The organism is Chamaesiphon sp. VAR_48_metabat_135_sub, assembly GCF_031418915.1.
GTDB lineage: Bacteria > Cyanobacteriota > Cyanobacteriia > Cyanobacteriales > Chamaesiphonaceae > Chamaesiphon.
This window is the reverse complement of record NZ_JANOJV010000117.1, coordinates 1-12,597: the sequence shown is the minus strand read 5'-3', so window position 1 is coordinate 12,597 and position 12,597 is coordinate 1. Positions and strand designations below refer to the sequence as shown.

Genomic DNA, 12,597 nt, shown 5'->3' with positions numbered 1-12,597 from the left:
TTCTCATTACTATTACGGGATTGTTGCGGCACTACTGATGATTTTTTCTCTAGCGATCGTTAGAGAGATCTATCAGGATCGTACTCATCGGTGGCGAAATATTCATATTGTTTTAAATTCGATCGCATTGCTCCTGTTCGTCGGGCAAGCTTTTACTGGAGCTAAGTCACTCCTAGAAATTCCCCCTGTCTGGCAGAAGCCCCATGTCCAAAAACTCTACGAGCAGCAATGTGACAAAAAGCCCTGCACTGTTCAGTCAGCTCCAGATCTGAAAATGCCCAAATAACCGCCCAAGCACGGATAATTAGGGAATGGGCACCACGCACGCGATTGAGGAAAAAACAGATGACAGCACAACATATCCTGCTGGTTGAAGATGAAATCAAACTCGCCCGATTTATCGAATTGGAATTGCAAAGTGAAGGTTATCGCGTCAGTGTGGCACATGATGGGATGTCGGGATTATCCTTGGCGCGAGAGTCAGAGCCAGATTTAGCGATTCTCGATTGGATGATGCCAGGGCTGACTGGGGTAGAACTTTGTCGGCGACTGCGATCGACGGGAATTAAGATTCCGGTGATTTTGCTGACGGCTAAAGATGAAGTGGGAGATCGAGTAACAGGTTTAGATGCTGGAGCCGATGATTATTTGGTCAAACCGTTTAGCATTGAGGAGCTATTAGCCAGAATCCGCGCTCATCTGCGGCGCACGCAAGATCCGGATACAGATATGTTGCAGTTTGAGGATTTGAGCCTCAATCGCCGTACTCGTGAAGTCCATCGGGGGCAAAGATCGATCGATCTAACCGCCAAAGAGTTCGATCTGCTGCAATACCTAATGAGTCATCCGCGTCAGGTATTTACCAGAGATCAAATCCTCGAAAATATTTGGGGTTATGATTTTCTGGGAGACTCAAATATTATTGAGGTCTACGTTCGCTATCTGCGGTTGAAGTTAGAGCAGGACAGTGAGAAACGATTGATTCATACTGCACGCGGTGTCGGTTATTCTTTGCGGGAGTAGTATATCGATCGAAATTAGATCCGACTAAATCCAAAGATCGTCTGTTAATAAATTATAGTTACGACCCTCATAAAACTCAGCAAAGTCCTTATTGTCGGAAGCAGGGAATTCAGCAATAATTTGCTCTTTTAAAGTTAGCAAAACTCGATTACCAATATCTATAGCGAATGAGCCGCGCAAAGCTTTCTCATACCATTTTGTGAGATCGCTTTCAGTAATGATACTCTGTATTTTAGCTTTCCAGCCAATTTGATTGAGCAATGACACAATTAAGGCTTGTTCGCTGTCTCGGCATACAATTACGATCCTATCTGCGGTTACTGAACCGACAATATTTTCTGCTAATTCGGGGGTTAATGAAAGGTGCTTAATTTGGATCGCCATCCCAAAGTTGGCATACATATCTAATCCACGATCCGCAGCATTTGTTACGCCAACTCTGTAAATCCTAGCTGGTAAATTTAATAAGTGCCTGTCTGGAGTAAGACCAATAACCATTTCAGCAAAATCTGCAAATTCTTCTAATAAACCCACCTTATCTCGATTGATACTGATGGTAATAGTAACTTCTAGAGCCTCAACTAAGATCGAAAACAACGAATAGACTATTATTTCATAAACTTTATCAATACTCCTACGCAGCCCTGGCTCATTCCAGAACAGATTGATAAAGTCTTGAACTTCAAAATTTGTCAAATCGTGGCGATCGTAATATTGTAATGCGGATGACAGTTGAGTAAATCGTTCTGCAAATCGGCGATAAATATATGCTTCAATAATTCCACCTTTTAATCTATTCTCTTCACCCAAAATTGCCAAAGTCTGAGGTGGCATAGCTTTAGTAAAAAGGACTTCTTGATACTCTGCCGAGGATGAGCTACTTCGACCAACAAAACGATCAGTTATTAGATCTCGCCAAGCTTTAGATGTATTCCGATATGTATTAATATTTGTTAAGTCTATGTCTTGATTGACTCGATCTCGATGGAGTATTTCGGCAATCTGGATAGGCTTATATAAATGCACTCGACTTATTTTTATAATCCTATCTAAGGCAGCTTTTGCTTCTTCCAAATTCATACTTCGATCGCTTCTAAAATGCTTAGTTGTTTATGCTCTCTATTTATCTTGATTAGCTGGCGGTTCTGAATTGCCTCTATCATTTTAGCAGCAACAGCTTTGATGACTGGTACTGCCACACTATTTCCAGTTAGTTTTCTCATTGCCTGATAGCTAACAACAATTTTAAAGTTATCTGGAAAGCCTTGTAATCTCAGCATTTCCCTGGAAGTTAAACGCCTTTTGCCATTCACCAAAAGATAGTTATAAGAGGCACCTGCTCTTAATGCACAGGAATAGGGTAAGGCAGATATATTCCCACCCTTGTTTTCATGCCAAATAGATGGAATTAAGTATGCTTTTTTTACTTTTTCTAAGCGATTAGATACGATCTTTTCGGCTGCAAAGTATGATGGATCGATCGCATCATCGGATTCTAAAATTTGTGATAATGTTTGATGGTACCCTAACGGAGTAGGAAAACTGAATTTTATATTCTCTTTAAAGCCAACAATAATTATCCGCTCTCTTTTCTGTGGCAGACCAAAATCCAAGGCATTTAAAACTTTCAGATGAACGAAATAGCCTAATGCTTCAAGCTTTTCTTGGATCACAAGTAAAGTCTGACCTCGATCGTGAGATCTAAGCTGTTTAACATTCTCTAGCATGAAGGCATAGGGCTTCTTTACTGTGAGAATTTCTTCTATATTGAAAAACAAGGTTCCTCTTGTATCAGCAAACCCAAGAGATTTTCCGATAATACTAAAAGGCTGACAAGGAAAGCCCCCAAGTAAGATGTCATGATCGGGAATATCTTCAGGCATAATTTGGGTAATATCCCCATGAGGTCGATCTCCATAGTTAGCTTCATACATTTTTTGTGCATCAGCATCCCATTCAGAAGAAAAGACACACTCACACCCATGAGCTTCAAACCCAAGTCTGATGCCGCCGATGCCAGCAAATAGATCGATTATTTTAATGGTCATGCCTGAACTAATGCTCGGAAAGAAAATAACATTCAATCGGGATAGTGTATACCACTAAATTGACAAAATGTCTTGTCGATGATAAATCATTTTTATTCCGACAAGTTTTGTATTAATGCCCATAATAAAGGATTTCAGGGGAAATTAGGAGATCTCGAAGGGTGAGTACTTTTAACAACACTGGTTTCAGACATTGTACAGGGTTGATTCACCAAATATACGCCACCAGTGGCAATTGGACTGTGACGATCGAACCCCCCTCTCCCGACTCAATCCCCAACTCGCCATCGTGAGCTTCGACAATGCGCTTGACGATCGCTAAACCCAATCCGGTGCCACTGGCTTTAGTTGTGAAAAAAGGCTTAGTTAGTTGTGGTAAAATGTCAACAGGAATCGGCACACCACCATTATGAATTTGGATGCAAATTCGCCGATTTTTACTCTGTTGGAGGCTAATTGAGATCGCATCACCTGTGCTTACTGCTTCACAAGCATTGGTGACTAAGTTAATTAATACCTGCTTCAATTTATCTCGATCGGCTAAAATATTTACGGGTGAATTATTCGCACTAAAATTTAGATGTTTTCCCGCAGCTACAGGGATAGTTTGCAAGATATTTAACGTTTCGACAATGAAGCTGTTTAGCTCGATCTTAGATCGATCGAGTGTTTGGGGTCGAGAATAGAGTAAAATCTGACTCAGTAAGCGTTCCAAGCGATCGGCTTCATCTAAAGATAGGTTCAGATATTCTTGAAATCGATCGGTAAGTTGCAGCTTTTTAAAGGCGTTTAAGCCCATCATAATCGTCGTTAGAGGATTTCGTACCTCATGGACGATCGTGGCTGCTAATTCGCCAATTTCGGCTAGTCTGACCAACGCTTTTTCGATTTGCAAACGTTCCATTTCTGCCGCCGCTCTTGCTGCAAAAATTTCCAAAATTGCCTGATTGCGCTCAGTTGTCTCCATCGACTTATCATCTAGAACTGCTAGATGCCCCAATAATTCGCCCGTCGAAGTTAGTAATGGGATTCCGGCATAGCTTTGTGCTTCCATTGCCTCAAATTCATCTTTTTCCTCAGGAAATAGGGTTTGAATCTGAGTGGGAAAGCATTGATAGCTGTTACTACCGATAATTCTTTCGCAGGGTGTGCCCTGTAAATCGTATTCAAACTCTTCGCCAAATTCATTTCCTTGCCAAAATGCAAAACTGCGAACGCGGGTGGGTGGCGTATCCAGACATTCGCTGATAAAGGCGTAGCGTACTCCTAGAGCTTGCGCCAAGGAACGGACTAGCGATCGAAAGAAATCTTTACCAGTCACTGAAACCGTACCTTCGACGATCGATCTGAGGATTTGCTGTGATTTTTCACGTTCTAAGATTTCCGCCTGAAGCCTGTCAATCGCGATTATCATCAATTCAACTAACACTCGATCTACCACGATTTATGCTCTCCAAAACAATCGATCTTTCGATCGTTAATATTCTCTGTTATTTCGGGAAGATGAGCGAAAATTCGCTGCCTTCACCGACTGTCGATCGCACCGTAATTTTACCACCCATTCCTTCTACCAAGGTTTTGGCGATCGCTAGCCCCAAGCCATGTCCGCCAGTCGTGCGGGCGCGATCTTCATCAACTCGATAAAAGCGTTCAAAAATCCGCCCCAGATCTTGCAGGGGAATACCAATCCCGCGATCGCGTACCCGAATTACTGCCTGTTTATCGATCCGTTCGATCGTCAAATCGATCGGTTGTTCTACTCCTGAATATTTAATCGCATTATCCAAGAGATTAATTAATACCTGTTTCAATCGATCGCGATCGACAACTGCTTCAACATTTTCTTTGGCATCAACTCGAATAGATCGATCGCCCAAACTTTTATTCAGATCGGCTACTTCTGACACCAGTTCATTCAATAGTAATGGTTCTAAATGATAGCGAGTATAACCACTATCTGCCCGTGCTAAATCCAATAAATCTTGAAGCAATTTGATGGTGCGATCGGCTTCTGCACCTGCCGTTTCTAAAGCTTCGCGTTGATAATCGTTGAGGTTATTACTCCGCCGTAATAAGCTCTGTAAATAGCCCGATACCACCGTTAATGGCGTGCGTAACTCATGGGAAATATTGCCGATAAACTGCCGCTGTTGTTCCCAAGCATCACCCAGCCGCGACAACATCATATTAAAAGTTTGGGCTAATTCCTTCACTTCCGTCGGCGCATTGTTGAGTTGCAATTGGGCATTACTAAGATCTGCTGCTGAAATTGCCCCCGCCATCCGACTCATCTCTTGCAACGGTTGGAGCGATCGCCGAATTCGCATGGCGATCGCCAGGATCGTGAGGATGGTTGCTAAAATGCAAACAGCGGTTAAGCCTTGAATCGCGGCAATTAATTGACGTTGCTCTGCTGTGATATCCTGCGCCATATAAACACTACCCAGCGGTTGATTATGCGCCGTTACCGCCCCACGATACAAAATCATCGATCGATCGCCGACTTGGTAAACTTGGGGTTTGAGAGGCATATCGCCGCTAGACATCAATTCGGCTGTCACCTCGCTGGATTTAGCCAGAGTCATCGTACCATCGGTACTTTTAAACCAAATTGCCAATCCAGGTACTGAGACATTATCGATCGTTTTTTGCAGCCCCTCAGCAACTGGTAACATCTCGCTATAGAGTTCGACATCGCGAGGAAACCGAGTCGCAATATATTCGACATTCTGGGTATGAGTGGTAATCAAAAGCTGCTGCATTTTCCAACTCGTCCATGCAGCAACGCTGCTCAAGCCCAGAATCGATAGTAGTGAGACTTCGAGAGTCAGGCGAAACTGGAGTGAAGTCGGATCGAGATGCCGTTGTTTGACTTGGCGGATCGTCTCCTTGAGTTTGGCGATAGCTTGCATTGAAAAATCGGCGTTGCTGCAAAAGATTTGAGCATCATATTTATTTACTGTAATCTAAAGACTTGCGATCGACATGATATGAGTCCTAGTAAGAGATTAATTTTTGCTGAGAAACTCAATACAAACTAGTAAAATCTCATCCGATCGATCCTAGTTATTAATACTCCCACTAACAAATCCCCTCTTGGGAGGGGAATTTTAAGCCATCAGATCGATCGAAGCCGTTTGGGTTATGGCAACTACCAAATTATTAATCGTTTTCTCAGGGGAAACTCAGGTTGTGAGTTTAAAATCGGTCTATACCTGCATCTCATCTAGTCGATGCCGTTATTCCCCCACGATGCCTTCTTTACCCCAACAACTGACGAAATTAACCTCACGCATCCCTGGCTACATCTATTTGTGGTTGGCGATCCCGATCTTCGGCTCTTCCAGTGCCGTCACGCGGAAAATCACCGAAATCGGTGCCCAGCATTTCGTAGATGGGCACAATCCAATTTCTTACTGCAATGTCCTATTTACCGGAAATCTCTGTGCGTTGCTGGTGTTAGTCGCAATTCACCGCCACCAGTGGAATCGGAATACCTGGAGCCAAATATCGGGGCGGGAATGGATTGGTTTAGCGATCGTGGCGATCTTATCCGGCGCACTGGCTCCAGGCTGGATTTTTCAAGCATTGTCATTAACTCCAGTTACAAATGTGTTGCTGCTCGGTCGATTAGAGCCGCCATTGACGCTGGTATTATCGATTTGGCTGTTGGGGGAACGGTTGAATCGGTGGGAAGTACTAGGATCGATCGTTGCTTTTACTGGGGTGGTACTAACGTTGGCTCTTAGCCTACCGGAGGTAATCGTCCTGCAAACCGATCGAACGAACATGACTCCAGTAGCTGGATTTCAAGTTGGGTTGGGGGAATTAATGGCTGTGTCGGGGGCAATCTGCCTATCGGTGGCGACGATCGTCGTCAAAAAGTATCTCGCCAATGTGCCATTAGGCATCAATAACACGGTGAGAACGGGATTGGGGACGATCGTCTATTTTGGCTTGGCATTATGGATGTTTGGAATTGGACATTTTATGGATGTATTGTCACCATTTCTATGGCAGTGGATGTTGTTGTATGGGACGGTAATTGTCGTGATCGGACAATCATTATGGAATATGGGCTTTCGGAATTCTTCGATCGCTACTGCGTCACTAATTGGTTCTTTTGCGCCGATCGTCGGGATTTTAGCCGCTTATTTAATTTTGGGCGAAATTCCTACTCAGGCTCAATACATCGGCGGGGTGGTAATTTTAATCGGTTTATTTTTAGGTCAAGTGGGAGTTAATGCCAGAACCGAGCGGCTCAAAAGTATTGGTATTAACTCTACGGGAACCGAACAGGAAATCGAAGGGAGAATGGGTTTTAAAGGAATATAATTCGATTCGATCGTGAATAAACAACTGGATATTGAATCTAATTATCAGTTTAATTTGTATTCAGGATATCAACCTAATTAATTAAAAATTATGCCTTCCTCTTTACAACGACGGAAATTCATAACTTACTTGGGATTGGGAACACTTGGCTGGCAAGCAGCTAGTTTCGCTAGTCGTCCATCGACATCACCAATCGTCACACCTGAATCCAAGATTATTACGCCTGAATCAATCGCCAGATCGCAGAATCAATTACCAGAATTCCAAGGAATTAGCGAGTGGATGAATTCATCATCACCAGTCACCACCAAAGATTTACTCGGCAAAGTTGTCTTAGTCCAAATCTGGACATTAGGTTGTATCAATTGTCAACGGACATTGCCATACGTTACCAGTTGGCACAAAAAGTATGCCGCTCAAGGCTTACAAACAATTGGTATTCACACGCCAGAGTTTGCCTTCGAGCGAGATAGTAAAAATATTCGTCGGGCGATGACTAAATACGGGATTACTTACCCCGTCGGCGTAGATAATAACTTTCAAACTTGGAAAGCATATAAAAATGAATATTGGCCGCATTTATTTTTAGCAGATCGTCAGGGCATCATTCGTTATGACCATATCGGTGAAGGAGCCTACGATGAAACTGAGGCGAAAATTCGGCAATTATTGGGGCGAGCAGCATGAATGAAATTTCCTCACTAACGACAACCTTCATGCGAACCTGCCCTCACCCAAGATTAACTCGTTGATACTCTGGTTAGGGAAACATCAGTAATTATACGGGTTGTTATATATAGTAATAGTTACTATAATAAATTTATTATTTAATTTTATATTTACTATATATGACCCAGCTACCTATACCCCAACATTTCCAGCCAGCTAGAGTCGGCGAAATTTGGCGGGTACCTTATCAAGATCGATCGAGTGCAGCCAGATCGTGGGCGCAACAACATCAACTTCTCCCCACAGCTCAGGGACAGACTAATGTCAGGCTATTGCTAATCGATGTCCAGAATACCTTCTGCTTGCCTGATTTCGAGCTATTTGTAGGGGGTCGAAGTGGGCGCGGGGCGATCGAGGATAATGTCAGGCTATGTGAGTTTATCTACCGTAATTTAGGTAAAATCGACCAAATTATTGCAACACTGGATACTCACCATCTGCATCAGATCTTCCATCCGATTTTTTGGATTAATGCCGATGGCGAACACCCGATTCCAGTAGTGACGATAATTACGCCTGAGGATGTGGAAGCGGGGAAATGGCGCGTTAATCCTGAATTTGGTGATGAGTCACCAGAACAGCTTCAAGCATATGCGCTGCATTATGTACAGCAGTTGAGCGATGGGGGCAAATATCCACTCATCATTTGGCCGTATCATGCTATGTTAGGCGGTATCGGTCATGCTTTAGTGCCCGCAGTAGAGGAGGCGATCTTTTTTCATGGGGTTGCACGAACTAGTCAGGCGAGTTTTTCGATTAAGGGCGATCGAACTTTGACGGAAAATTACTCGGCTTTGGCTCCAGAGGTTTTTACAAACCAATTTGGCGATCGAATTGCAAGTAAAAACGATAGTTTAATTCAACATTTATTATCATCAGATAAGTTGATTATCGCTGGACAAGCACAGAGTCATTGTGTTGCTTGGACTATTAACGATCTATTGACAGAAATTAACGCGATCGACCCACAATTAGCGCGGAAGGTTTATCTATTATGCGATTGTACTTCTCCAGTGGTAATTCCTGGGGTGGTTGACTATACAGAGCAAGCTAATGCTGCTTATCAACGGTTTGCAGATGCGGGAATGAATATGATTAAGTCAACAGACGATTTGTTATTATGATTTTGAATTTTGGGACGCTTTCATCCCAAAATTCACTATTCACTATCCAAGCCGATAAACATCTCGATCGCGTGCTAAACAAAAGCCGATAGAATGTCTTAAAGTCCGATTGCCCCAAATTAAAAATACCACAATCGCACTAGCCGCCATCACCGTACCGATTGTGAAAATACCTGGATAGCCTAAGTCTGTGGCAAATATCCCAAATACAGGTGCAGCGATCGCAATGCCCAGATCTAAACCAGTCAGACATATTGATAATACCTGCCCTCGCTGATGAGGTAAAGATCGATCGGATACCAAAGCGACAGTCATTGGAATCAAAGTTCCGCTCCCCAATCCTTCTAAAATTGCACCGAAGATAAAACTTAGCTCGCTGTTCGCGGTAGCCAAACAAGCAACGCCACCAGTGTAACAGCAGAGACTTCCTGCGATAAATATCCCGCGTCCATATCGATCGGATCTGCTCCCCATTAAGGATCTAGCACTGAAGCTAGCCATCGCCGCGATCGTATAGAATAAACCAGGATTGAAATCAATATGAATAGTGTTGATATATAAAGGTAAAAACGTGTGAATTGCACCGAAAGGAAAGCCAATTAGTAACAATATTAAAGCGGGAATACCTAGAGCTGGATTAGTTAATATTTTCCACATCGAAATCTTGGCTAATGGCTCGATTTCCTGGTGCTCAATTTTATTTCGTGGTTCGTGCAATCTGATTGCCGATCCAAATGAGATTGCACCAGCAATTACCGAAATCCAAAAGATCTCACTATAAAATCCCCCGACTTGCAAATAACCGCCGATTGCTGGACCAATTGCGACACCTAAAGGATTAGTCAGGCTCATTAAACCGATGATTTCGCCCCGTTGTTTGGGCGGAGCCAAATCTACAACTAAGGCACTATAAGCAGTCGCGAAAGCAGCAATACTAATCCCATGAAAGGCCCGAATTACCATCAACAAAGGAATTGAAGTAACAGTCAGATAACCCAATGGGGCGATCGCGACAACCGCAGCACCAATCAATAATACGAACTTACGCCCTCTGGTATCGGCTAATTTACCAACAATCGGACGGGTTGCTAATAACCCGATCGCAAAAGCACCGATAATGAAACCAATTTGTTGTCGATCGATCCCGATCTTATCTAGATATGCAGGTAGTGTCGGTAATAGAACTGCGATACTCGTCCAAAATAATAAACCCGTGATAAATAACACGAGCAAATCTTGCCGCTGTTGCGGTTCGAGTTGATTCAAAGTTTTCATTTGGAGATTGGGGTTTTTGTGAGAAAAACTTTGAATAGATTTGTCTAATCTCCAACCCTCTTGCAAGTGTGGGAGAGAGTCGAGACTAGCTTCGATTGAGATGGTGTTACCCACAATCTCCCTCAGAATGGGGGTATTTTGCCCCCTCCCCTTTACATGGGGTGGGCTGGGGTGGGGTAAAGATCTATGCAACAACTCAAATAGACTTATCGGTGCAAGATCGAGTAAATATCCGCCTACTTTACCCCACTCGATGTTCGATCGCATGAGTCGAACTAATCCATTCTCCCTTGTCATTGTAACTACGAATCAATCGCTGACGTTCATTGTCAGACAATAGCCACCCCGCCTCGACGAAAAACGGCTGTCGGTGACTGATTTGTAAAGGTATATTGCTAGAAACCCCATCTGGCAATAATAACACCCGCCTGGGCGTGACTCCTTCCTCAAAGTGAAGCTGATTCCCCTCAATCCGCGCCGTTGAAGAAATCCTGTGACTACCAAAAGATAATTGTTGGTGCAAAGAGCCGTTAACTTGGTTAATCTCCAAACTCACCACATTCGTCTCCGACGGTTTCCAGTCTGAGTAGACAGTAAATGCGGTTCCTTCCCATTTACCCAATAACTGTTCTACCGTTAGCGCAGGGCGCATTATCGCATCCGTACCACTGCGAATTTCCTGAATCAGCGTCAGACTCGAAAAAGATCCCTGGAGATCGAATAATTGTACCAATCTCGCTCGACGATTGCCAGCTACAAATCCATATTCCGCACCAAATTCGGCAAAGGGAGCCACTTGGAGCGAACCTTTAGAAAAAGCACCCGTGTCAAAAAAGACTAATTGTCTGCCCAGAGAACGGTATTCTTGGGTGAAATCGGCTGTCGGTTGTTCGGTGATATTATTGGCAAAGCGGCGCAATCTCAACTGCACCAATTGGTTATCTTCTAACCCTTCGAGTGTTAGGATGGATGCTGTAGAACTAAGCAATTCTCCATCGATCGCAACTTGAGTAAACGATCCTTCCCATTCTCCGAGATTCTTGAGAAAATTTCCCCAGTTAATTTCCATACATACCCACGATCGATTTACGCAACATCCAAAAATCCATGACTAGTACTAAGCGGCGTAAATCAAGCTATTTTGTTGTCGGGATTCGGAAATCAGGATTCGGGAATAGTCCTGTAACTTGCACCGCTTAGTACTATGAATAATTATAATCTTCTTTATTCTGGGAAGATATTTCGCGCCTTCCGCACCTCAAGTAAAATGTCTGTCGTGGTAGGGTAAATAGTTAGAATCTTCACACCACCCTCTATGGCAATTGCGATCGACTTTGGGACTAGTAATACCGTCATCAGCCGTTGGAATGCAGCGACACAAACAGCCGAAACGGTGACATTACCAGGATTATCCCTCGTAGGTGGGATGAATCCAGCGTTGATTCCCAGTTTGGTATATGTAGAGGATGGGAGTACAGATCTAGCTCTAATTGGTCAAATGGTACGCGATCGAGGACTAGATCTCCAAGGCGATAATCGGTACTTTCGCGGCTTTAAGCGGGGGATTGGCGCAGATATCCAGGGATTTTTACCTGAATTGGATGGGGTATCGATGACATTCGAGCGGGTGGGGGAATTATTTCTGACGGGAATCATCAAGCAATTGAAACAGTCGCTAGATGTCGGCGAGTCGCTAGTACTAACGGTTCCTGTGGATAGTTTTGAGGTGTATCGTCGCTGGTTGAGTGGGGTATGTGCGACTCTCCCCGTCGAGCAAGTGCGACTGATCGATGAGCCGACAGCGGCGGCGTTGGGATATGGAATGACAGCAGCAGAGACATTGCTTGTCGTCGATTTTGGTGGGGGAACGCTGGATTTGTCGCTCGTACAGTTGACAAAGCAAGTACAGCAGGGAAAAACGCCCCTGGGCTTCTTATTGAAGTGGGGGGACAAATCTCTCGAAGCGGCAACTCAACAGCCCCAGTTGGCGCGGGTAATCGCCAAAGCTGGGCAAAATTTGGAGGGGGCGGATATCGATAATTGGGTAGCGCAGGAGTTGGCGC

12 protein-coding genes are annotated in these 12,597 nt (G+C 43.9%); 6 read left to right on the top strand and 6 right to left on the bottom strand.

Annotation, left to right across the window (positions count from 1 at the left end; genetic code table 11):
• Together RMO55_RS08650 and RMO55_RS08645 are read left to right on the top strand one after the other, a co-directional pair.
• The coding region (locus RMO55_RS08650) for a DUF4079 domain-containing protein (RefSeq protein WP_310425817.1) at nt 1-286 on the top strand (286 nt) is incomplete at its 5' end.
• A gap of 59 nt (nt 287-345) precedes the next feature.
• Nucleotides 346-1,023, top strand: coding sequence for a response regulator transcription factor (locus RMO55_RS08645; protein WP_310425816.1), 678 nt, complete (start codon nt 346-348; stop codon nt 1,021-1,023).
• A 24-nt stretch (nt 1,024-1,047) separates the two neighbouring features.
• On the opposite strand, the gene RMO55_RS08640 is transcribed toward RMO55_RS08645, so the two are convergent.
• The 4 genes from RMO55_RS08640 to RMO55_RS08625 all read right to left on the bottom strand — a co-directional run bounded on the left by RMO55_RS08640 (nt 1,048) and on the right by RMO55_RS08625 (nt 5,983).
• The gene (locus RMO55_RS08640; protein ID WP_310425815.1) at nt 1,048-2,103 is read right to left on the bottom strand and encodes a HaeII family restriction endonuclease; all 1,056 of its coding nucleotides are present in this window, start codon (nt 2,101-2,103) and stop codon (nt 1,048-1,050) included.
• Nucleotides 2,100-3,071, bottom strand: coding sequence for a DNA cytosine methyltransferase (locus RMO55_RS08635; RefSeq protein ID WP_310425814.1), 972 nt, complete (start codon nt 3,069-3,071; stop codon nt 2,100-2,102). The genes RMO55_RS08640 and RMO55_RS08635 overlap by 4 nt, the downstream gene beginning before the upstream one ends.
• A gap of 208 nt (nt 3,072-3,279) precedes the next feature.
• Nucleotides 3,280-4,512: an ATP-binding protein gene (locus tag RMO55_RS08630; RefSeq protein ID WP_310425812.1), complete on the bottom strand. Its 1,233-nt coding sequence runs from the start codon at nt 4,510-4,512 to the stop codon at nt 3,280-3,282.
• 49 nt (nt 4,513-4,561) lie between these two features.
• Complete coding sequence (locus tag RMO55_RS08625; RefSeq protein ID WP_310425811.1) at nt 4,562-5,983, bottom strand: ATP-binding protein; 1,422 nt, start codon at nt 5,981-5,983, stop codon at nt 4,562-4,564.
• Between the two features lie 340 nt (nt 5,984-6,323).
• Between RMO55_RS08625 and RMO55_RS08620 the strand changes: the two genes are divergently transcribed.
• The 3 genes from RMO55_RS08620 to RMO55_RS08610 all read left to right on the top strand — a co-directional run bounded on the left by RMO55_RS08620 (nt 6,324) and on the right by RMO55_RS08610 (nt 9,259).
• Nucleotides 6,324-7,406 carry a DMT family transporter gene (locus RMO55_RS08620; RefSeq protein ID WP_396134229.1) on the top strand — a complete coding sequence of 361 codons (1,083 nt, stop codon included), beginning with the start codon at nt 6,324-6,326 and terminating at the stop codon, nt 7,404-7,406.
• Between the two features lie 90 nt (nt 7,407-7,496).
• A complete protein-coding gene (locus tag RMO55_RS08615; RefSeq protein WP_310425807.1) occupies nt 7,497-8,093 on the top strand; it encodes a thioredoxin family protein in 597 nt (198 codons plus the stop codon).
• 161 nt (nt 8,094-8,254) lie between these two features.
• A complete protein-coding gene (locus RMO55_RS08610; protein ID WP_310425806.1) occupies nt 8,255-9,259 on the top strand; it encodes an isochorismatase in 1,005 nt (334 codons plus the stop codon).
• A gap of 42 nt (nt 9,260-9,301) precedes the next feature.
• Here RMO55_RS08610 and RMO55_RS08605 read toward each other — a convergent pair whose 3' ends face one another.
• Complete coding sequence (locus RMO55_RS08605) at nt 9,302-10,534, bottom strand: MFS transporter (RefSeq protein WP_310425805.1); 1,233 nt, start codon at nt 10,532-10,534, stop codon at nt 9,302-9,304.
• 241 nt (nt 10,535-10,775) lie between these two features.
• Nucleotides 10,776-11,603, bottom strand: a complete 828-nt coding sequence (locus tag RMO55_RS08600; RefSeq protein WP_310425803.1) for a DUF3598 family protein — start codon at nt 11,601-11,603, stop codon at nt 10,776-10,778.
• Between the two features lie 246 nt (nt 11,604-11,849).
• On the opposite strand from RMO55_RS08600, the gene RMO55_RS08595 reads away from it, so the two are divergent.
• Nucleotides 11,850-12,597 (top strand): Hsp70 family protein (locus tag RMO55_RS08595; protein WP_310425801.1); only part of this gene is annotated, 748 nt, incomplete at its 3' end.